19 protein-coding genes are annotated in these 21,680 nt (G+C 33.7%); 17 read left to right on the forward strand and 2 right to left on the reverse strand.

The features are described 5' to 3' along the window. Window positions 1–33 precede the first annotated feature (33 nt). Window positions 34–1,269 carry an apolipoprotein N-acyltransferase gene (locus tag ABZC13_RS00620; RefSeq protein WP_372998431.1) on the reverse strand — a complete coding sequence of 412 codons (1,236 nt, stop codon included), beginning with the start codon at window positions 1,267–1,269 and terminating at the stop codon, window positions 34–36. 82 nt (window positions 1,270–1,351) lie between these two features. Between ABZC13_RS00620 and yajC the strand changes: the two genes are divergently transcribed. The 13 genes from yajC (at window position 1,352) to ABZC13_RS00685 (ending at window position 15,751) form a co-directional block, all read left to right on the forward strand. Beyond that, the gene (gene yajC / locus ABZC13_RS00625; RefSeq protein WP_372998434.1) at window positions 1,352–1,618 is read left to right on the forward strand and encodes a preprotein translocase subunit YajC; all 267 of its coding nucleotides are present in this window, start codon (window positions 1,352–1,354) and stop codon (window positions 1,616–1,618) included. Next, window positions 1,608–3,173, forward strand: coding sequence for a protein translocase subunit SecD (secD, locus tag ABZC13_RS00630; RefSeq protein ID WP_372998437.1), 1,566 nt, complete (start codon window positions 1,608–1,610; stop codon window positions 3,171–3,173). The genes yajC and secD overlap by 11 nt, the downstream gene beginning before the upstream one ends. A gap of 2 nt (window positions 3,174–3,175) precedes the next feature. Next, entirely contained in the window at window positions 3,176–4,147 is a 972-nt protein-coding gene (gene secF / locus ABZC13_RS00635; RefSeq protein ID WP_372998441.1) for a protein translocase subunit SecF, read from the forward strand. Between the two features lie 124 nt (window positions 4,148–4,271). After that, window positions 4,272–4,460, forward strand: coding sequence for a hypothetical protein (locus ABZC13_RS00640; protein WP_372998444.1), 189 nt, complete (start codon window positions 4,272–4,274; stop codon window positions 4,458–4,460). A 105-nt stretch (window positions 4,461–4,565) separates the two neighbouring features. After that, window positions 4,566–4,904: a DUF6394 family protein gene (locus ABZC13_RS00645; RefSeq protein ID WP_372998447.1), complete on the forward strand. Its 339-nt coding sequence runs from the start codon at window positions 4,566–4,568 to the stop codon at window positions 4,902–4,904. An 8-nt stretch (window positions 4,905–4,912) separates the two neighbouring features. Next, window positions 4,913–7,363: a leucine--tRNA ligase gene (gene leuS, locus ABZC13_RS00650; protein WP_372998450.1), complete on the forward strand. Its 2,451-nt coding sequence runs from the start codon at window positions 4,913–4,915 to the stop codon at window positions 7,361–7,363. A gap of 2 nt (window positions 7,364–7,365) precedes the next feature. After that, window positions 7,366–7,875 carry an LPS assembly lipoprotein LptE gene (gene lptE, locus ABZC13_RS00655; RefSeq protein WP_372998453.1) on the forward strand — a complete coding sequence of 170 codons (510 nt, stop codon included), beginning with the start codon at window positions 7,366–7,368 and terminating at the stop codon, window positions 7,873–7,875. A 2-nt stretch (window positions 7,876–7,877) separates the two neighbouring features. Next, on the forward strand, window positions 7,878–9,431 hold the full coding sequence (locus tag ABZC13_RS00660) for a GGDEF domain-containing protein (RefSeq protein WP_372998457.1): 1,554 nt from the start codon (window positions 7,878–7,880) through the stop codon (window positions 9,429–9,431). Then, on the forward strand, window positions 9,431–10,597 hold the full coding sequence (locus ABZC13_RS00665; protein ID WP_372998460.1) for a folylpolyglutamate synthase/dihydrofolate synthase family protein: 1,167 nt from the start codon (window positions 9,431–9,433) through the stop codon (window positions 10,595–10,597). The genes ABZC13_RS00660 and ABZC13_RS00665 overlap by 1 nt, the downstream gene beginning before the upstream one ends. Next, on the forward strand, window positions 10,590–11,546 hold the full coding sequence (locus tag ABZC13_RS00670) for a M23 family metallopeptidase (protein WP_372998463.1): 957 nt from the start codon (window positions 10,590–10,592) through the stop codon (window positions 11,544–11,546). Before ABZC13_RS00665 ends, ABZC13_RS00670 begins: the two co-directional genes overlap by 8 nt. After that, window positions 11,543–11,863 carry a polymer-forming cytoskeletal protein gene (locus tag ABZC13_RS00675; protein WP_372998466.1) on the forward strand — a complete coding sequence of 107 codons (321 nt, stop codon included), beginning with the start codon at window positions 11,543–11,545 and terminating at the stop codon, window positions 11,861–11,863. Before ABZC13_RS00670 ends, ABZC13_RS00675 begins: the two co-directional genes overlap by 4 nt. Before the next feature lie 85 nt (window positions 11,864–11,948). Further along, window positions 11,949–14,939 carry a DEAD/DEAH box helicase gene (locus ABZC13_RS00680; RefSeq protein ID WP_372998469.1) on the forward strand — a complete coding sequence of 997 codons (2,991 nt, stop codon included), beginning with the start codon at window positions 11,949–11,951 and terminating at the stop codon, window positions 14,937–14,939. Further along, window positions 14,939–15,751 carry a YmdB family metallophosphoesterase gene (locus ABZC13_RS00685; protein ID WP_372998473.1) on the forward strand — a complete coding sequence of 271 codons (813 nt, stop codon included), beginning with the start codon at window positions 14,939–14,941 and terminating at the stop codon, window positions 15,749–15,751. The genes ABZC13_RS00680 and ABZC13_RS00685 overlap by 1 nt, the downstream gene beginning before the upstream one ends. Here the strand turns inward: ABZC13_RS00685 and ABZC13_RS00690 are convergent. Next, a complete protein-coding gene (locus ABZC13_RS00690; RefSeq protein WP_372998476.1) occupies window positions 15,748–16,203 on the reverse strand; it encodes a hypothetical protein in 456 nt (151 codons plus the stop codon). The two genes, ABZC13_RS00685 and ABZC13_RS00690, sit on opposite strands and share 4 nt — an antisense overlap. Before the next feature lie 110 nt (window positions 16,204–16,313). On the opposite strand from ABZC13_RS00690, the gene ABZC13_RS00695 reads away from it, so the two are divergent. The 4 genes from ABZC13_RS00695 (at window position 16,314) to ABZC13_RS00710 (ending at window position 21,678) form a co-directional block, all read left to right on the forward strand. Next, on the forward strand, window positions 16,314–18,842 hold the full coding sequence (locus ABZC13_RS00695; RefSeq protein WP_372998479.1) for an ABC transporter substrate-binding protein: 2,529 nt from the start codon (window positions 16,314–16,316) through the stop codon (window positions 18,840–18,842). Next, the gene (locus ABZC13_RS00700; protein WP_372998482.1) at window positions 18,835–19,530 is read left to right on the forward strand and encodes a response regulator transcription factor; all 696 of its coding nucleotides are present in this window, start codon (window positions 18,835–18,837) and stop codon (window positions 19,528–19,530) included. Before ABZC13_RS00695 ends, ABZC13_RS00700 begins: the two co-directional genes overlap by 8 nt. 85 nt (window positions 19,531–19,615) lie before the next feature. Next, window positions 19,616–20,290, forward strand: coding sequence for a response regulator transcription factor (locus ABZC13_RS00705; RefSeq protein WP_372998485.1), 675 nt, complete (start codon window positions 19,616–19,618; stop codon window positions 20,288–20,290). Next, a complete protein-coding gene (locus ABZC13_RS00710; RefSeq protein WP_372998488.1) occupies window positions 20,284–21,678 on the forward strand; it encodes a sensor histidine kinase in 1,395 nt (464 codons plus the stop codon). The genes ABZC13_RS00705 and ABZC13_RS00710 overlap by 7 nt, the downstream gene beginning before the upstream one ends. The last annotated feature ends 2 nt before the right edge of the window (window positions 21,679–21,680 follow it).

The following is a 21,680-nucleotide window of genomic DNA, read 5'->3' on the forward strand; positions in this document are numbered from 1 at the left end:
AAAAATATTTTTTCCTATTATAGCTAAATGTTATTATTTTATTATGCCAGTCCCCTTGTAATTGGCTGAATGATATATAGTTGTAGCGTTTTTACGCGCATAATATCTCATAAGTAGTTTTTGAATAGTAGGCTCTATTGAAGGAGCGAACCAAGCGTTGTTACTTATAGCAATTACAAAGCTGACATCACCCTCATAAATCTCTTGGCACGTTGCCTCATAGCAGATAGCATTTCTAAACTTTACACCTTTAATCATAAAGTCAGTTGGTCTGTCTGCTGTTACAAAATCTGCTTGCCCTGCAAAGAACATATCATTTATAATTTTCTGTGCAAATTTTGGAAGAGGGATATACTCTCCAAATGGAACTAAAACCAATTTTTTTGCCATCTCATATTTGCCATCTTGAAATATATATGTAACGTTGTAATTATTACCTTTATCTCTGTAGAGAGAACCCGCAACAATAGTTATATCTTGGGAATACTCTAGTAACTCATCTATGAGCTTTTGGTTTTTATTCATAAATAGCGGAAAGACAGATTCTGGAAATACTATTACTTCATACTCTTTTTTTATGGCACTCTCAATCTCTTTATAAGTCATATAAACGGTTGGGTTTAAACTAGCTTTTAACCATTTTTTATCTTGAGGGATATTAGTGGATACAAGTTTTATCTTTAGTGGAGACTCTTTTTCTACACTAGGGTTAAAGTTTAGTGCAAGAACAAGTAAAAATATAGAAGCATCTTTGTATCTAATCTTGAGATAGTTTGGAAGTGAAAGGGCAGCTAAAACAAAAAATAGTTGATACTTAAATACACCAATGTAACTATCAACAAAAAGTAACTCTATCTGCATCCAGTTCCAGTCAAAGGGTTCAAAAAAACTGAGACCAAAGAGCAAAACAGCTCTGACATATACTTTGTCAGTTAGTGCTAAAACACCAAAAAACAGCATATAGATAACAGCAAAAGAGAGAGTGACAATAGGAGCTAAATATCCAACACCATTGTATTTAAAACTATAACCTATCCAATAAAACCATAAAAGTCCGATGATAAACCCAGCAACTAAAATGGCTCTTTTAGGGATATATAGAAAGAGTCCTAAAGCTGCAACACCAAAGATTGTATTTAGAAGTTTTATGGTAATTCCCCAGTGCTCCAAATATATAAAAGCACTAAATAGAAGTGCTGTTACGAGACCAATGAGTAAATCAAATAATAATGGTTTATTGTTTTTAAACGTTTCAATATTTTTTAGCATGTAGAATTATACACATATTCAGTCACTTATTAATATTCTTTTTGTATAATCGCCACAATTTAATTAAAGGAAACCCATACCTATGGAAATTATCAGTCAATTACTACCGTTTATATTTTTAATAGCAATCATGTATTTCGTGATTATTCGTCCTCAACAAAAAGAGGCAAAAGCGAGAAAAGAGATGATAGAAGCTCTTGCAAAAGGTGACAAAGTTGTTACAAACGGTGGCTTTATCGTAGTTATTCACAAAGTTGAAGAGAAGTTTTTAAGTGTAAAAATGAATGATGATGTAATTGTTAAAATTGCAAAAGACGCTATTGCAAGAAAGTATGAGGATGAAGCTTAATTATCGCATAGTCGTTTTTGCTATTGCAATAGTTTTTGGTCTGTTTTTCTCAGCACCATCACTACTGCAGATGCAAGACGGTAAAAAGGTTACTCTAGGACTTGACCTTCAGGGTGGTTTGCATATGCTTCTTGGTGTAAAAACTGAAGAAGCTACAAAGTCTCGTATAAAATCAATTGCTGCTAGTATTAAACACTTTAGTGATAAAAGAGATATCTTAGTTGACGAGTTAAAGTTTGATGAATCTTCTATATCTTTTTCACTACTTGATACAGATGATGTTAAAGCAGTAAAAGAGTTTTTAGACGAGATAGATGGTGCAAATATATCTGTTAATGGTGAGAGTTTTTCTCTTGGCCTAACACCTGAAGAGATTGTAAAAACAGAGAAGCAAGCTATTGACCAAGCGATTGAGACTATTAGAAATAGACTTGATCAGTTCGGTTTAGCTGAACCTGTAGTTGCTCGTCAGGGTGAGGAAAAAATTCTTGTTCAATTAGCAGGAATCAAAACTCAAGAAGATGAGCAAAGAGCAAGAGAGCTTATCTCTCGTGCTGCTAAACTTGAGCTTATGGCAGTTGATGAAGAGAGAAATGCCCGTGTTAACAGCATGAGTGAATCAGATGCAGCAGCTTATGGTGATGTAATCTTAGCTGATGTTAAAAACCCTCAGATGAAATATCTTGTTCGCGAGATTCCTATCCTTGATGGCGGAATGCTGACAGACGCTTCTATGGGATTTGACCAAAACAACAGACCTCTTATTAACTTTAAGTTAAATGCAGAGGGTGCTGAAATATTTGGTGACTTCACCGGTAAAAGTGTTGGTAAAAGACTTGCAGTTGTTTTAGATGGAAAGGTTTATTCTGCTCCAAACATTAACGAGCGTATCGGTGGCGGTGCCGGACAGATCTCTGGTAACTACACTGTTGAAGAAGCAAAAGATTTAGCTATTGCTCTTCGTTCAGGTGCACTTTTAGCTCCTATTTATTTGATGGAGAAACGTTCAGTTGGACCAAGTCTTGGTGCTGACAGTATTAAAGCAAGCATGATCGCACTCATTGGTGGTTTTGTACTGGTAATCATCTTTATGATGGTTTATTACAGAGCGGCCGGCGTTATCGCTAATATCGCTCTTGTAGCTAACCTGTTTATAATACTGGCAGTTATGTCTCTCTTTGGTGCTACTTTGACCCTTCCAGGTATGGCAGGTATAGTCCTGACAGTCGGTATGGCAGTAGATGCCAATGTAATTATCTCTGAGAGAATCAGAGAGCTTATCTACCAAGGTAAATCAATCCATAAGGCGATTGAAGAGGGTTACGCAAATGCAATGCGTGCCATCTTAGATGCAAATATTACGACTCTTATTGCAGCAGTTGTCCTTTATGCTTACGGAACAGGTGCCATTAAAGGTTTTGCTATTACTATCAGTATTGGTATTTTAGCATCTATGCTTACAGCAATACTTGGTACTCATGGAATATATGAGATGCTAGAGAGTAGAATACAAAAAAGTAAAAACAACCGTTTCTGGTTTGGGATTAAGGGTTAATTATGGAATTTTTCAGATATACAAGAACCTTTAATTTTATGGGCAAGTCTAAGGCTGCTATGATTTTCTCAATCATAATTGTTTTAGCATCTTATGCACTGCTAATGACAAAAGGTCTAAACTACGGTGTTGATTTTGCCGGTGGTACTATAGTCCAAGTTAAGTATGATACTCCAGCTCCGATTGATGATATGAGAGAGAAGTTAAAAAGTAATAAACTTTTTGACGGTGCTTCTATTACAGAGTTTGGTGCGGTGGATGAAGTAGTTATTCGTATGAAGAGTACTACAGGCAGTGTTACTGTAGATATCGGTGATATTACCCGCGAGGCATTAAAAAGCACAGGTAATTTTGAGATTCGTCGTGTTGATATCGTAGGACCTAAAGTTGGTAGCGAGCTAAAAGAGAAAGGGATTATGTCCCTTGTTTTAGCAATTATAGGTATTTTAATATATGTAGCATTTAGATTTGAGTGGCGTTTTGCTGTAGCATCTATTGTTGCACTTATCCATGATGTTTCTATCGCTCTTGGGGCTATAACACTTATAGGACTAGATGTAAACTTAGATGTTTTAGCCGCACTTCTTACGATACTTGGTTACTCACTCAATGATACTATAATTGTATTTGACCGTATTCGTGAAGGTGTTACTGATTCTAAAAACACTGACTTGACTGATATCATCAATGAGTCTGTTACAAGAACATTAGCGAGAACAACACTGACGTCTCTTACGACTTTCTTTGTTGTATTTACGCTGTTTATGTTCGGTGGTGAGATTATCCATGCCTTTGCATTTACACTTCTTGTTGGTGTTGTAGTAGGTACATACTCATCTATCTTTGTTGCTTCACCGATTCTTCTATGGTTCGGCTTTGATGTTAAAGGCTACCATGTTAAACTTGCTGCCAAGGCAAAAAGAGAGGCTGAAAAACAGAGAATGCGCGACCAGTACGAATCTGGAGTTATGTAAAACTCTTTACTACTTATAATTTTATCCATGCTTATGCATGGATAAATGCTACTTATATTAATCTTATTTCTTTTTATCTTTTTAACATAACTAATCTTATAATATGGAATATAAGGAGGATGTTATGAGCAACATTACAATTGCGGTCCTTTTCCTACTTTTGGGAATCTGGATTTACGCTATCGGTTCTATACTAAGTAATGAGTTTAATGATAAAAAAGCGAAAGTTTTTTGGACTATAGGTGTTATATTTGTACCTGTATTGGCTATATTTTACATTTTTATGAGAAAAAATCTACTTATAAAAAGTTAGAAGAGAATTAGCTTTATTTCATAATATGTCTGTATAAACTACTATTCAGTCGCTCATTAAGATATTTTTTGTATAATCTCTACAATTAATTAATAAGGTAGTGCTATGGATTGGGGTAAGGTAATATATGTATTTTTCTCGTTGATGAGTCTAACATCAATAGCGGGATTTTTGTACGAGCATAGTGCAGTTGCACTTTTTGTTGCGGCAAGTTTAAACTTAGTTTCTACAGTTTTAAAAATTGGTGTTAGAAACCTGCTTTCTGCTGAGCTTTTAGCATCTTCTTTAGTTGCTGACTTGCATCTAATTCCAGCATTTATCTATTTGGAAGTTGTTGGAAATTTAGAGTGGGCAATTGCATTAACTATTGGTGCACTTATCGCTAATCTTTTCTCTGTAGGACTTGTCTACATTGAAAGTTCAAAAACACACGACGACTATTAGGAATATCATTGGAATACATCTCGAATATTATAGAAAGAAAATGGCAAGAATATTGGGCTGAAAATGGAAGTTTTGAGCCTACTGAAGACTTTAACAAAGAAAAAAAATATATTTTAAGTATGTTTCCATTCCCAAGTGGAAGACTCCATATGGGTCATGTTAGAAACTACTCTATTAGTGACGCTTTCGCACGTTATTACAGACAACAAAACTTTAATGTACTTCATCCTATAGGTTTTGACAGTTTTGGTATGCCTGCAGAGAATGCTGCTATAAAAAATGGAGCAGACCCTAAAAAATGGACTTATGAAAATATAGACTACATGAAAGGTGAGTTTGCGTCTTTAGGTTTTTCTTTCTCAAAAGAGAGAGAGCTTGCAACATCGGATGAGCTTTACACAAAGTTTGAGCAGGGCTTCATCATAGATATGTTTGAAAAAGGTCTTCTTTACCGTGAAAAAGGATTGCTTAACTGGTGTCCACATGATCAGACTGTTTTAGCAAATGAACAGGTTGTTGATGGATGTTGTTGGAGATGTGATACTCCTATTGTTAAAAAAGATATGAATCAGTACTATTTTAAAATCACTCAGTATGCTGACGAACTTTTAGACTCATTAAAAAAACTTGAGGGTGGCTGGCCAAAGCAAGTTCTTACTATGCAGGAAAACTGGATAGGTAAGTCAAACGGTTTAGAGTTTGATCTTTTCTTTGACTCAGCATCTAAAGAGAAACTAAACAATACATTTGAGTCTTTCGATGTATTTACAACTCGTCCTGATACTATTTACGGTGTAAGTTATACAGCACTTGCCCCTGAGCACAAAATAGTTACTTACATGATTGATAACAATCTTTTAAGTGATGAAGTTATTGATCAAATAAAAGATATGAAAAACACTTCATCTATTGATAGACAAAAAGAAAAAGCTGGTATCTCTCTTGGTCTTGATGTTATACATCCACTAACTGGTAAAACAGTACCTGTATGGATAGCTAACTTCGTTCTTATGGATTATGGTAGTGGTGCAGTTATGGCTGTACCTGCTCATGATGACAGAGACTTTGATTTTGCACAAAAGTATGATCTTCCTATAAATGCAGTTATAAAACCTTACGAGGGTGAACTTAGTTCAGATTGTGCTTTTACTGAAGTTGGTGAACTGTTTAACTCTGGGGAATTTGACGGACTAAACTCTAAAAAATCTCAGTATAACATCATCAAGCACTTTGAAGAAAATAAGATTGGTAAAAAGACCACAAACTATAAACTAAAAGACTGGGGTGTTTCACGTCAAAGATATTGGGGTGCTCCTATTCCTTTTGTTCATTGTGACTCGTGTGGTATTGTTATGGAGAAAAAAGAGAATCTTCCTATCGCACTTCCAGCAGATGTAGAGATAACAGGTGAGGGTAACCCACTTGATAATCATCCTACTTGGAAGCACTGTTCTTGTCCAAGTTGTGGTAAAGATGCAGTTCGTGAAACAGATACTATGGATACTTTTGTAGAGTCTTCTTGGTACTTTTTACGTTTTTGTGCATCTGGCGCTAACTGGGAAAATGAAGCTTTCTCAAAAGAGCAGCTTGGTTACTGGATGGGTGTTGACCAATATATAGGTGGGATTGAGCACGCTATTTTACACCTTCTATATGCAAGATTTTTTACAAAAGTTTTCCGTGATTTAGGTTACTTAGACTTTGATGAGCCGTTTGACAATCTGCTAACGCAGGGAATGGTTCTTAAAGATGGTGCTAAGATGTCAAAGTCTAAAGGCAATACTGTTGACCCAGATGCTATTATTGAAAAGTATGGGGCAGATACAGCTAGACTATTTATCCTTTTTGCTGCTCCTCCGACTCAAGAGTTAGAGTGGAACGATAATGCAGTTGAGGGCGCTTACAAGTTTATAAAAAGATTTTATGAGAGAAGTTCAAATATTGTAAAAACTGACACTAAGCCTACTATTAATCATGCAAGCTTATCTAAAGATGAAAAGTATGCAAGAAAGAAAGTTTATGAAGCCTTAGTTCGTGCAAATGATGTATACAATGAAAAGTACACATTTAACACTCTAATCGCTGGTACAATGGAAGCTATGAATGCTTTAAATGCACAAAGCAACTCTGATGTATGGAGTGAAGGTTATTGGATATTAAGCTCTATTATGGAGCCTGTAATTCCTCATGTTTGCTGGGATATAAGCAGTGAGTATTTTTCACTTAATAACTTAAATCCGCAAGTAGTTTTAGATGAAGTCTTTGTAGAAGACTCAGTTACACTAGGTGTATCTATCAACGGTAAGAGAAGAACTGAGATAGAAGTAGCAGTTGAGACTAAAAAAGAAGATATTATAGATATGGCAAAAGAGGCTGCTGCTAAGTGGTTAGAAGGAAAGACAATAGTTAAAGAGATCGTTGTTCCTAAAAAACTAGTTAATATAGTAATTAAAGGCTAATTGTGAAAGTTATTTTATCACTTCTTATACTTTTAGGTTTTGCATCTTGTGGGTATAAACCAAGTTCAAAATTCTCTCGTGAAGTTATGGGTGATAAGATTAGCACAAGTATTATTATATCTGCACAAGATCCTGAAAATACAGTTATCATAAAAGATGCGGTTGATGAAGCTATAATAGAAGTCTTTCATGCATCTCTACGTGATAGAGCCAGTTCTGATACACATCTTACTCTGAGTATTGCAAACCCCTCTTATTCACCTATTGTATATGACAGTGACGGTTTTGTTGTCGGTTATAGAATGAGTGTTAGTTTGAGTATAATTAGACTTCACAGTGGAGTTTCTAAAAGTTACTCAGTTACGGGAACACATGACTTTACAGTAGCTCCAAATGCTGTTGTAACTGATCAAGAGAGATTTGAAGCTATTAGATTTAGTGCGTCAAAGGCTATTCGTTCCTTTGTAGCGAAAGTTTCAGCAGAGGGTGCAAGAGCTAAGAAGAAGGAATAATTATGACTATACAAAGTATTATTAAAAAAGCTGTCAAAAGACTTGAGTTAGAAGGAAAACTTTTAACACCTGATTTTTATGCAGAGGCCTTTTGTAAAGAGGCTCAAAAAGCAGGGATGCAATCAGAAGATTGTACTCAAGTAGATAAATTTTCAAAAACACTTAACAAAGATATTCAAAAAGAATTATCTCAATATAGAATAAAAACTATGGGTGAATTAGCCCGCTTCTTAATCTCAAAACTAAATAGAACAAACTCAACTATATGCTCAGAACTGCTTGAATCACAAAGTACTTTAACAAAAAGAATATTACAAGTTATAGAAGTTCTTCATAATGCTGAAGCTAGCGAACTTGCAAAGCAGAGTATAAAACTTTTAAGTTCAAACCCAAATACAAGTGAGTTAGAACAGTTCAGACAGTACTGGATAAATTTCATAACAACATATGATGACACGTTTTTAAATAAATTAAGACCTTTTGGAACAGTAGACAGCAACAATCTAAGAAAAACAATTGACGGATTAAACACTTCACTAGCATCTACGGATTCAAAAAGTGCAACTGCAGAATTATCTAGAATAGCTTCATTATTAGTTTCATCTTTTGTTCCTTCAATAGCATCTAGTGTAAATGATAAAATAGCTAGTCTTAGTGAAAAAATAAAAAACAACCCTTCACTTTTAGATAGTGTTAGTATTGAGAGTGAAATCAGATCTATTATTTTACTAAGAATTGCTCTTGATAAAGAGAGTGTAAAAGAGATGGTTGAGTCTCTTGATGGAGTTCTGGATAAATTATCTTTAAGACTAATAGAGATGATTGAACGTTCTGATGACTCTACTGTAGAAATCCAACAAATAAAGTCTGAGCTAGAGTCTTATAATGAACACACAAGCACTAACTTTAAAATAGCACATAAAAAATTATTTATAATAGCAACAGCACTAGAGGAAAATACTCAACTTTTAAGTAGAGACTTGAAAAATCATAGTACAGAAGTTACAGCTCTTAGTAAAAAAGTTCGCAAACTTGAAAAAGAGTTGGAAGACGCTAAAAATGCTTCAAAAGAAGACTTTTTAACTAAACTTTATAATAGACGTGCATTAGATGATTTCATGGGTGTAAAAGAGGCTGAGTATGAAAGATATGGTCATAATTTTAGTGTTGTGATGTTTGACCTTGACCACTTTAAAGAAGTGAATGATAATTATGGGCATGAAGCCGGAGATGCTGTTCTTGGTGCTTTTGCAAAAATACTTAAAAAAGAAGCAAGAAGTGTTGATGTAGTTGGTAGATTTGGTGGTGAAGAATTTATGGCACTTTTAAGTGAGACAGACTCAAAAGGTGGAGCTATATTTGCAGAAAAAGTAAGAAAACATGTTGAGAAGGCTCGTTTTATGTACAAAGGCGAGAGAATCGAAGTAACGGTGAGTTGTGGTGTTAGTGAGAGAAAATTACACTCATCTTTGTCAAGTGTTGTAAACTCTGCAGATGAGTACTTGTATAAAGCTAAAAAAGATGGTCGTAATCAAGTAGCGTATAAGAAAAAATAGTGTTACAAGACTTTTTAAACGCAAAACCACTCTACTATGACGAAATAGACTACACTCGTATGCCTCGTATTTATGAGAGTATAAAATCTTATCTCCCTACTCCAAAGATTATTCATCTTGTCGGCACAAATGGAAAAGGTACAACAGGCCGTTTCTTAGCAACTGCTCTACACTCTTTAGGCTTTAATACAGGACACTACACATCCCCTCACATTGTTGAGTTTAATGAAAGAGTATGGATAAATGGCAAAGATGCAGACAATGAGACTCTAGAAGTTGCTCATATTGAGTTACAGACTATTTTATCCCAAGATGACTCAGATGCACTTAGTTACTTTGAATATACAACACTGCTATCTTTACTGATATATAAAGGGTGTGACTATGTAGTTATGGAAGCTGGTTTGGGTGGAGAATATGATGCTACTGCAGTCTTTGAGAAAGTTTTGACTCTTGTAACTCCAATCGCATATGATCATGAGGCTTTTTTAGGAAATACTATAGAAAGTATAGCTACTACAAAACTAAATGCAATTCAAAAGTTTGCTATATTAGGAACTCAAAAAGAGACAGAAGTTTATGATATTGCAAAAGCGATGGCTCAAAAAAACTCTATAAATATACAAAGAGTATCTCACTTTTTAGATAGAGATGATGAACAAAAGATGATAAAAATAGCAAAAAAGTTAAAACTTGAGAGTTATTTAGTGCAAAATCTTTCACTTAGTATCTCAGCTTTGAAGTTTTTAAATATAGAGTATAGTGATAATAATTTCACAGATGCTAGACTTTTTGGAAGGCTAACTTCAATCAATGATAATATTATAGTTGATGTTGGTCATAACCCCCTTGCTGCCGAAGCTATAAGAGAAGCATTAAGGCATGAAAAATATGTTCTTGTATATAACAGTTATAAAGATAAAGACTATAAAAAGATTCTTGAAATCCTAAAACCTATAGTAAACAGTGTTGAAATAATAGCAATAAACGATAAAAGAGCAGAGACAGAGGATCGGCTTAAAAGAACTTTAAATGATTTAGAGATAAAATACAGCACGTTTAAAAGTATTACTCCAAACATTAAGTATCTTGTCTTTGGATCTTTTAGTGTTGTAGAAGCTTTTATAAAAAGGCATAATAAGAGTGGAATTTTAGAATATGAATGATCATTTTACTATTACTATTAATGATGATCATGGCGTAAAGCAATTTAATCTTCACCAAATCGTTAAAAAAGGTATTTGGTATATAGTACTGTTTATAGGCTTTGTAGCTTTGATTGCAGTTGGTACAATTCTTTACCTTAACTACTCAGTTGATCAGATAGAGATAAAACGTGGTAATACGCAACTAGCTTACGATTCAATCAAAAAAAAGAATGCAGAACTTGACCAAAGCATGAGAGACACTCAGATGGCTCTATTGGCTAAGAAAAAAGAGCTAAATGAAGTCTCAGACTCTCTTTCAGAAATAGAAACACTGATTGGTATGGCTCCTGTTGAAGATATGTCTTTGCAGGAGAGAGTTAGTGCAACTAAATTAAACTCCGAACATATGGCTACACTTCTTCAGTTTATCCCAAGTGGCTCTCCTATTGAGTATATGGGTGTTACTAGTAAATTTGGATATAGAATTCATCCGACTCTTGACAGAAAAGAGTTTCATCGCGGTCTTGATATGAAAGCTCCGATGAAAACACCTGTTTATGCTACAGCAGACGGTATTGTTGAGTATGCAGGGTTTCATAAAAGAAGCGGATTCGGAAGACTTGTTATTTTGCAACATAACTATGGTTTTAGAACATATTTTGGTCATTTAAACAAGATTGTGATAAAATCTGGCCGGTTTGTAAAGAAGGGTGATTTAATCGCTTATACAGGGAACTCTGGAATGAGTAGCGGTCCGCATTTACACTACGAACTTAGATTTATTCAACGTGCAGTTAATCCTTTTTATTTTGTGAAATGGAATGTACAAAACTATAAAGACATATTTGAAAAGGAGAAAAAAATACCATGGCAATCTTTAATAACAGCGACAGCACACATCAAGGTACCAAACCCGACACAAACACTACCATCATCACAACTGGCTCTACGATCAAAGGTGAGATGAATCTCTCATGTAATTTATATGTAGATGGTGAATTTGAAGGCGTAATCCACTCTAAAAAAGAGGTGAACATTGGTAAGAATGGTCATATCAAAGGTGATGTTACAACTCAAAGACTTGTAGTACAAGGCTATATTGAAGGTACAGTAAGTGCTCAAAGGGTCGAGATAAAAGCTGCAGGCCGAGTTAATGGGACAATAGAATCAAGTGAACTTATTATTGAAGCTAAAGGTATCTTTGAAGGTAATAGCGTTGTAAAAGATGTATCACCTGTTCCAATTCCTGAAACACTTGAAAAACTCCAGATAAAAACAGCATAAAGTAAAAGAGTCTCTCTTTTACTTTATAATCCTTTTTAGCCTCTCTTAGATAAAATTCCAATAATATAACTTCATTAGGAAAAATATGTCACAAAGTTCACTATATCAATATTTTAAAACCGAGCCAAATCAAGACCTGGAAGTGTTGATATGTGAAGACTCTAAAGAAGCAAAATCTCTAGAGAGTGTTGCAAAGTTTTTCAATCGTGAAGTAGTGGTTTTTCCAGACTTTAGAGCTAGTTTTGGAGATGATCTGCGTGTTTATAAAGAAGAGCTTCATCAACTTTTTTGGGCGTTAAAAACATACTACTCTCAGAAAAAGAAGCCTTTAGTTATATCTCCCCTAAAAACTCTTTTATTTCACTTGCCACAAGCTTCACTATTAGAATCTAATACAATAGAGTTCGGCTCAAGTATTAATCTAAGTGCATTTAAAGAACAGATGCTCTTTTGGGGATATAACTTTGTAGATATGGTTCAAGTAGAGGGTGAGATATCTTTTCGAGGAGATATCATAGATATATATGCACCTGCTTCTAAGATGCCGGTACGTATATCTCTTTTTGATGAGACAATAGAGCAGATAAAATACTTTGAATTAGAGTCTCAAAGAACGCAGGGTGAAGAGCTTGACAGCATAGAAGTAACGCCGGCATTTTACTCTCTTGATGAAGATAGTTTTGATATTCTTAATGAAAGAGTGCAAAGTAGTGAATTTGACTCTTTAGTAAAAGATGTAGCGTCTCTTGGTTTTTGGTACCTAGAAGATAAAGCTTCCAACTTTTTAAATGAAAAAAAAACAATACTGTCAACTTCTTTAGATACGCTTTTAGTAGATGCTTATGCACTTAATAACCCCGTAGTATCCAGAGAAGATTTCAACTTAGAGATTTTACCAAACAGTGATGATTTCAAAGAAGTAGTAGTTACTGATTTACATGTCTTGCTAAAGGTTCATAAAGATAAAAAAATAACTATCATTGCTGCGAATGAAGCTCTGATGAAACAAGCGGGTCTTTTTAATCTTACAAATATAAAAGAAGTTTATGCTCCATACATATTAAATGTAGTATCAAAAGATGAACTTGTTATCTCGCTAAATAAGCCGGATAAGATTAGACGTAGAAGAAAGAGCTCTATTTTGCTTGATGACTTAAAAGCTGGTGATTATGTTGTTCATGAGGACTATGGTGTTGGTATATTTGAGAAGATCGAGCAGACTGAGATTCTTGGCGGGATTAAAGACTTTATCGTTATTAAGTACGTTGGCGATGATAAAATTCTTCTACCTGTTGAAAACCTTGATTTTATAGACCGTTACATAGCATCTGGCGGTTCTATGCCTGTTCTTGACAGACTTGGTAAGGGAAGCTTTGGTAAGTTAAAAGAGAAAGTTAAAAAGCGTCTTATGGAGATAGCAGGTCAGATTGTAAATACTGCAGCTGCTCGCGAACTAATAAAAGCTCCAAAAATGAGTGTTGCAAAAAAAGAACTTCAGGATTTTCAAAAGCTTTCAGGGTTTGACTATACTGATGATCAAAGCCAATCAGTTGATGAGATAATTACTCAGATGAGTTCTGGTCATATTATGGATAGACTTCTTAGCGGTGATGTTGGTTTTGGAAAAACGGAAGTTGCAATGAATACTATTTTTGCAGCATACAAGTCAGGTTTTCAGTCTGCTCTTATTGTTCCAACTACTCTTTTATCCGCTCAACATTTTCGCTCTTTAGATGAGAGGTTTGAAGAGTTAGGTATAAAGTATGCAAAACTAGATAGATTTGTAAGTACAAAAGACAAAACCAATATCATTAAGGGACTTGCTTCTGGAGAGATAGATGTTGTAGTTGGTACTCATGCTCTCTTTGGATTATTATTTAAAAACTTGGGTGTTGTTATTATAGATGAAGAGCATAAGTTTGGAGTGAAGCAAAAAGAGAAGATAAAAGAGCTTTATCATAACGTGCATCTGTTATCTATGAGTGCTACTCCGATTCCTCGTTCACTAAATCAAGCACTTAGTTCTATAAAAACTATGTCGCAACTTTTAACTCCACCTAGTGAGAGACAAGGTGTGAGAACATTTGTAAAAGAGTATAGTGAGAAGTTAATAAAAGAAGTAATCTTACGTGAGCTTCGTCGTGGTGGACAAGTCTTTTACGTACATAACTCTATAGACCATATGCCTATAAAATTAGGTGAGTTAAAAGCAATACTTCCAGACCTTCGTGTTGTAATGCTTCACTCAAAGATATCAGCGGTTCAGACTGAAAAAGAGTTATTGAAGTTTGAGGCAGGAGAGTATGATCTTATGATTGCTACTTCTATTATCGAGTCAGGTATACATATGCCAAATGTAAATACTATGATAGTTGATGGTGCAGACAGGTTTGGTATAGCAGACTTGCATCAGCTTCGAGGTCGTGTTGGACGTGGTCATACTGAAGGTTTCGCTTACTTTATAGTACAAAACAAAGAGAATCTTACAGATGAGGCAAAGAAACGTCTTTTAGCTCTAGAGTCTAACTCATTCTTAGGAAGCGGTTCAGTTTTGGCTTACCATGACTTAGAGATACGCGGTGGTGGAAATCTTGTTGGAGATGCTCAGAGTGGGCATATAAAAAATATAGGTTATTCACTGTACCTTAGAATGCTCGAGGACGCCATAAAACTGCTAAGTAATACTATGGAGAGCGAGAGAGCCAAAGTTGATATAAAACTAACTATATCAGCCTTTATATCTGATGAGGTTGTAAAAGAAGACAGACTCCGTTTAGATATCTACAGAAGACTTTCTCAATGCGAGGAGCCTATAGAGATATATGAGATAGAAGAAGAGATTATCGATAGGTTTGGAGAGTTGGACAATCCTACAAAACAGTTCTTTGAACTGATGGTAATCAAACTTCTAAGCTTAGAGAAAAAAATAAGAAGTATTATGAACTATGGACAAAATATTACTGTTTCATATTTTAACGACTCTAAAGAGACTATTAAGTCTGCTTCAAAAGATGATGATGACATTATCAAAGCAGTACTTTTTTATCTTAGAAATAATAAACCAAAGGTATTGTAATGCGTGTAGCGTTTATAGGTGATATAGTAGGACGTCCGGGAAGAGAGATGTTAAAAGCTCATCTTCAAAAAATAAGAGAAGAACATAAAGTAGATTTTGTAATAGCAAACTATGAAAATGCTTCTCATGGCTTTGGTGTGACAATTAAAAATGCCAATGAGCTGGTTTCTTACGGAATTGACTGTATGACAGGTGGAAACCATACTTGGGACAAAAAAGATGTTGAAGCCCTCTTTGATACTCATGAGATACTTCGTCCGCATAACTATCCCGATGAAGTCAAAGGAACAGGATGCAAGGTTTATGAAGTCGCAGGTGAGAAACTTGGAGTTTTAAATCTGATGGGGCACTATTCAATGCCAATGTCCGATAATGGTTTTAGAAAAGCAAAACAAACAGTGACCGAGTTAAAAGAGCAGGGTGTGGAAAATATTTTTATAGATTTTCATGCAGAAGCTACAAGTGAAAAGCGCGGTATGATGATGCTACTTCAAGGTCAAGTTTGTGGAATCATCGGAACACATACTCATGTTTCTACCGATGACTTTCAAATAGCAAACGGTACAGCATATCTAACTGACATAGGTCTAACTGGATGTAGGGATAATGTTATAGGGATGGACTCAAAAATTCCTCTAAAGCAGTTCTTGACAGGAATGAAAGGACACTTTGACATACCAAAAAAGTGTAAAAAGATTCTTCAACTAGCTATTATGGATTTTAGTGAGGGTAAATGCTCGAATGCTTTTAAACTAAAATATTTTTGCGATGGACGTATATTAAAAACTGAGGCTTGGATAGAAAAAGATTAGGCTGTGATTTGGTAGTATTTATCATTTGCTAGATAAGTATTTACCATTGTATGACGCATATTTTGTTCTTGTGCTTTTTGAAGCTCAGAAGGTAGTTTTTGATCAATCTGAGGTGTTTGACTTTGAGTTGCTTGTGGTTCTAAAAATAGTGAAAACATTATTGAGTTGTCTTCGTATGCTGTTTGTGCATTTTTCATAGCGTTGATTTTATTGTACTTTATCTCATCTTTATTTTGAGATTGTTCTTCTAACTTTTGTTTATTACTAAAGGCTTTATAGTTAGAGATGTAAGTAATTGGTAAGTTTTGAGTGTTCTTGGATTCTAAAACACTGCTCTGTTCTAGCTTAGATTCAAATGAACCGTTCGAAGATTTTGATTTGTCTACACGTTGGTTAGCAGTTCTATCGGAGTTGTTTGTACTGACGTAAGTATTATATGATGATACAAACATAACATTCTCCTATATATCTATCTGCCAATATTATAAGGCAATTTAGCTTATTACTTTCTTTTATATTAACTTTATATCATACTAAATATTAATTTAGTTAAAATACTGCGATGAAATTTTTCAATAACTTTATAAAAATACTACTTCTATTATCTATAACTAATCTATATGCACACAAATTAGACAAAGTGTCTCTACAACTTCAATGGAAACATCAATTTGAATTTGCAGGTTTTTATGCGGCAAAAGAGAAGGGTTTTTTCAAAAATGTCGGACTTGATGTAGAGTTTTTAGAATACGACAGTGCAAAAAGTATTTCACAAGAAGTCTTAGAAGGGAGAGCCGAATACGGTCTATCTTATTCATCGATTGTAGCCGAGTATTTAGAAGGTAAGCCACTTGTCTTAGTCGCAAACTTCTTTAAGCAGTCGCCATTAGTCTTAATAGCACAGGATAATATTGAATCGCCAAAGGAGCTAAAGGGCAAAAAAATCATGGGAGTCTCTGACTCTATAGATAATATTACTCTTTTACTTATGCTTGATAAGTTTGGTCTTAAAACTAAAGATATTATAAATATTCCTGCAAGTTTTAAGATTGATGAGTTTATCAATAAAAAGATAGATGCTATGAGCGCATTCACAACAAATGAACTTTATTATTTAAACAAAAAAGGTATTAAATATACAATTTTTGATCCAGTAGTATATGGTGCAAAATACTATGATGTAAACTTATTTACGTCAAAAATAGAGATATTGCAAAACCCACAAAGAGTACAAAGGTTTAAAGAAGCATCTATTAGAGGTTGGGAGTATGCACTAAAGCATAAAGAAGAAATCGTTGAGATTATTTTACAAAAATACAATACGCAAAATAAATCAAAAGAAGCGCTATTATTTGAAGCAAAACAGATAGAGCAGTTGATGCTTTCAAATATCTATAAAGTAGGTAGTATAGATAAGGATAGAGTTAAGATTATAGCTGATAGCTTTATGCAAGCCGGCTTTGTTAAGAAAATAAAAAATAGAGATATAGAAGCATTTATATTTGACAGTTCAGCTTTTAGCATAAGCTTTTCTCAAAAAGAAAAAGAGTATTTAGAAAAGAAAAAAGAAATTACAATGTGTGTAGATCCGAATTGGATGCCATTTGAAGCACTTGTAAATGGAGAGTATAAAGGATTAAACTCAGAGTTTTTAAAACTCTTTCAAAAAGAACTTCCAATCCCAATTAAAGTTATAAAAACAGATAGCTGGAGTGAGTCTATAAAACTGGCAAAAGAGAAAAAATGTGATGTTCTTTCTTTATTTATGCAGACTAAGGAAAGAGAAAAATATTTTAATTTTCCAACCCCATATTTAGATGTACCACCAGTTATTGTTACAAAAACTGATAAAGCTAGCGTCATTGATATACACACTATCGGAAAAGAAAAAATAGCAGTAGTTAAAGATTATGCACTTGTTGATATTATTAAGAAAAAGTATAAAAACTTAGAGGTAGTAGAGGTTAAAAATACACAAGATGGATTGAGAAAAGTTGAAGATGGAGAGGTTTTTGGCTTTGCAGGTAGTTCTGTGGCGATTGAATATAATTTTCAGCATGGAGAATATTCAAGTTTTAAAATTAGTGCTCACTTTGATGAGAAGCTCTCTTTTGGTTTTGGTGTCAGGGAAGATGATATTTATCTATATAACATTTTACAAAAACTAGTTCAAAAACTTTCAGAAGAAGACAAACACGATATTCTAAAAAAATATTTTACAATCAAGTACGAACAAAAGTTTGACTATTTTCTTTTTTATCAGCTCTTTGCAACTATGTTTATAATCGCCATAATATTCTTTTACAGAAGTAGAAAAATTAAAAAATTAAATGAAGCGCTTCAAGAAAAAATGGAAGCAGAACTGAAAAAATCTAGTGATAAAGATAAGATGCTCTTTCATCAAAATAAACTTTCTGCTATGGGTGAAATGCTCGAAAATATCGCTCATCAGTGGAGACAACCACTTTCTCAAATAAACTCGTCTGTACTTCTTATAGATGACATACTTCATGAAAAGAATTTTAGAAATATAGATGTAGAAGAGAGACTTTTAGAGATAGAGTCTTTAACTAAATACCTTTCAAATACTATCAATGATTTTAAGGATTTTTTTGCTCATAATAAGAAAAGAAATAACTTTCTACTAAGAGAGATGATAGAAAAATCTATTTATATAGTAAAGGGTAGTCTTAAAGAAAACAACATAGAAGTGAGCGTTGAGATAGAACAAGATTATAGATATTATGGGTATGAGAGTGAACTACAGCAAGTTGTATTGGTATTACTAAACAATGCCAAAGAAGCACTTGTAAATAGAAGTATAAAAACCCCAATAATAAATATTTATATTGAGCTTGAAGATGAGTTTTATATAATAAAAATCTGTGATAATGCCGGGGGAATCACAAAGAATATAAGAGAGAAAATTTTTGAGCCATATTTTACAACAAAACATAAATCTAAAGGAACCGGATTAGGACTATATATGTCTAAAAAAATCATTGAAGAGAGTATGGATGGAGAACTAAATGTTAATAACCAGAATAAGGGTGTCTGTTTTGAGATCAAATTAAAGGTAGTTGATGAGTAATATACAAGAATCATACACTGTTTTGTATATAGAGGATGAAAAAGATATCAGAACTAATTATGTAAACTATTTAACTAGGCATTTTGAAAAAGTTTATGAAGCTGCTGATGGTGAAGAAGGTTATGAGAAGTATAAGAAAAACAGACCTGATATTATGATTGTAGATATCAACCTTCCAAAACTAAATGGACTTGATTTAGTTAGAAGAATAAGAGAAAATAATCACTCTACAAAAGTTATTATGCTAACGGCTCATTCCGAGACGAAGTATCTGCTTGAAGCTACAGAACTTAAACTTACAAAGTATCTTGTAAAACCTGTTAGTAGAAGTGAGCTAAAAGACGCTTTAACCCTTGTAATAGATGAGCTTTCTAATTTTGAAACAACATCTAAAAAAACAATTGTTTTAAAAGAAGGCTTTTACTGGGATATACAAAGAGAAGAACTTTTAAACAATAATTCGTCCGCCGTTCTTACAAATAAAGAAAGATCTATTTTAGCATTTTTGTTTTCTTCTGTAAATAGAACATTCTCTTATGATGATATTATCATTAATGTTTGGTATGAGGATGATTACGATAGAGATAAACTCGATGCTCTAAAGACAATCATCAAAAATCTAAGAAAAAAACTGCCAAAAGACACTATTAAAAACGTATTTGGAACAGGCTACAAAATAGAAATTTGATAATAACACTTAGTGTAATCAAACTGTAATCAAACTAAAACAACATTTGGCTACAATAATAAAAAGATAATCTCTAAGGTAATTTATGAGCGCTAAAATTGTTATAGTTGAAGATGAAGAAGATTTACTGGAACTTCTTGAGTATAGTCTAGAGAAAGAGGGTTTTGAAGTCATAGGATTTTTAAACACAAAAACAGTCTCTCAAATACTTGAAGAAGAAGATATAGATCTTCTTATCATGGATAGAAATCTTCCTGGTGTTGAGGGCAGTGAGTTTGTAGCTAGTCTTCGTGATGAAGGTGTTTTAACTCCGGTTATTTATCTAAGTGCTAAAAATAGAGACTCAGATATAGAAGAGGGTTTTTTAAGGGGTGGAGATGATTACATCACAAAGCCTTTTAATATGAAAGAGCTTATACTTCGTGTCAAAGCTATTCTAAGACGAACTACCAAAAAGTACAATGAAGGTCAAATATCTCATAGAGATCTGCTTCTAGATAAAAGTACAAGAGAGTTAACGGTTGATGGAGAAGGTGTAGAAATAACTAAGTTAGAGTTTGATCTTCTATATGAGTTTATCATCAACAAAAACAGCGTCTTAGATCGTGACTATCTTCTTACAAATGTATGGGGCGACGGTGAAGCTTATCAGTATAAAACTGTAAATGTTGCTATTAATCGTCTAAAAGAGAAGATAGATCCTCATAAGAGTAAAGACTATATTCAAACAGTACGGGGAGTTGGATACAAACTGTGTTAAAAATACATCAAATATTTATTATAAAGTTTCTAGTTCTTTTTGTAGGAACTCTTTTTGTTACTTCACTTATTAGCTATATAGCACTAAAATCAATCATCATAGACCACAATGAAAATCACTTGGAAAATGCAATAATCCTGATGGAACTTGATCTTGAAAAAGTAGATGACCTAGACGCTTATGCTTCTAATGTAAATAAAAGTACTGAGCTTCGTGTTACTATTATAGATGATGATGGTGTTGTCATCGCTGAGTCAAGTGCAGAAAAGTCTACAATGGACAATCATGGTTCAAGATATGAGATCATGCAGGCAAATAAAGATAAATTTTCTCATATAACAAGATACTCTAAAACATTAAAAGTAGACTTTTTATATGTAGCAAAGAAGTTTTCTTATAAAGATAAAAAGATCTATATCAGACTCTCTATGAGTCTTGCTCAGGTAATGAGTGACTTCTACTCTTTATGGTCAAAACTATTTCTTGTTTTCTTGATAGTTGTTGTTTTAGCATTTTATATTTCTAAAAGGATGAGTGCGAGAATAGTCTATGATATTGAGCAGATAACTGTCTTTCTTGATGAAATATCAAACAAAAATTACAATGCGATAATAAAGACAAAATATTTTTACGAGTTCCTGCAGATATCTTTGATGCTAAAAAATCTTGTAAAAAAACTGAGCTCTAGAGATAAGCAAAAGAGAAAATATACTGCAAAACTTAGGCTTATGAATAAACAGAGAAATGATATATTATCCGCTATCTCTCATGAGTTTAAAAATCCTGTAGCATCTATAATCGGTTACGCACAAACACTTCAAGAAGATCCTGATATAAGTCCGAAGATACGTGAAAAGTTCTTAAGTAAAATAAGCTCAAACGGAGATAAAATATCCCAGATGCTAGATCGTTTAGCTCTTTCTGTAAAACTGGAAAATGAAGACTTGAAACTTGAAACAAAACGTTTTAATATGAAAACACTTTGTGAAGAAGTAGTTTCAAACTTATCTTTAAAGTACAGAAACAGAGAGATAATCTTAGAAGCGTCAAATACTATGCTAGAAGCTGATAAAACTATGATAGAGCTAGTTCTTATCAATCTAGTAGATAATGCGCTTAAATACTCTGAAATGGATGTAAAAGTAATTTTAAAAGATGATGTACTTTCAGTTATTGATAAAGGTATCGGTATTCAAGAAGAGCATTTGGATAAGGTCACTGCTAAGTTTTATAGAGTAAAGAAAAACACTTGGGACAACTCTATGGGCATAGGGCTGGCTATGGTTAGTTACATATTAAAAATGCATAATTCAAACTTAGAGATAAAATCGAAGTTCGCAGAGGGTTCAGTTTTTAGCTTTTCTATTAAAGAGATGCTAAAAAAATAGCA

The organism is Sulfurimonas sp. (assembly GCF_041563035.1).
In the GTDB taxonomy this organism is placed as follows: Bacteria; Campylobacterota; Campylobacteria; order Campylobacterales; family Sulfurimonadaceae; genus Sulfurimonas.

Bases quoted from the DNA above. Each gene is read 5' to 3' on its own strand.
- ABZC13_RS00700 (WP_372998482.1), top strand. From the start codon at position 18,835: ATGAGTAATATACAAGAATCATACACTGTTTTGTATATAGAGGATGAA.
- ABZC13_RS00675 (WP_372998466.1), top strand. From the start codon at position 11,543: ATGAATCTCTCATGTAATTTATATGTAGATGGTGAATTTGAAGGCGTA.
- ABZC13_RS00705 (WP_372998485.1), top strand. From the start codon at position 19,616: ATGAGCGCTAAAATTGTTATAGTTGAAGATGAAGAAGATTTACTGGAA.
- secD (WP_372998437.1), top strand. From the start codon at position 1,608: ATGAAGCTTAATTATCGCATAGTCGTTTTTGCTATTGCAATAGTTTTT.
- secF (WP_372998441.1), top strand. From the start codon at position 3,176: ATGGAATTTTTCAGATATACAAGAACCTTTAATTTTATGGGCAAGTCT.
- ABZC13_RS00670 (WP_372998463.1), top strand. From the start codon at position 10,590: ATGAATGATCATTTTACTATTACTATTAATGATGATCATGGCGTAAAG.
- ABZC13_RS00685 (WP_372998473.1), top strand. From the start codon at position 14,939: ATGCGTGTAGCGTTTATAGGTGATATAGTAGGACGTCCGGGAAGAGAG.
- ABZC13_RS00645 (WP_372998447.1), top strand. From the start codon at position 4,566: ATGGATTGGGGTAAGGTAATATATGTATTTTTCTCGTTGATGAGTCTA.
- ABZC13_RS00660 (WP_372998457.1), top strand. From the start codon at position 7,878: ATGACTATACAAAGTATTATTAAAAAAGCTGTCAAAAGACTTGAGTTA.
- ABZC13_RS00680 (WP_372998469.1), top strand. From the start codon at position 11,949: ATGTCACAAAGTTCACTATATCAATATTTTAAAACCGAGCCAAATCAA.
- ABZC13_RS00695 (WP_372998479.1), top strand. From the start codon at position 16,314: ATGAAATTTTTCAATAACTTTATAAAAATACTACTTCTATTATCTATA.
- ABZC13_RS00640 (WP_372998444.1), top strand. From the start codon at position 4,272: ATGAGCAACATTACAATTGCGGTCCTTTTCCTACTTTTGGGAATCTGG.
- yajC (WP_372998434.1), top strand. From the start codon at position 1,352: ATGGAAATTATCAGTCAATTACTACCGTTTATATTTTTAATAGCAATC.
- ABZC13_RS00690 (WP_372998476.1), bottom strand. From the start codon at position 16,203: ATGTTTGTATCATCATATAATACTTACGTCAGTACAAACAACTCCGAT.
- ABZC13_RS00620 (WP_372998431.1), bottom strand. From the start codon at position 1,269: ATGCTAAAAAATATTGAAACGTTTAAAAACAATAAACCATTATTATTT.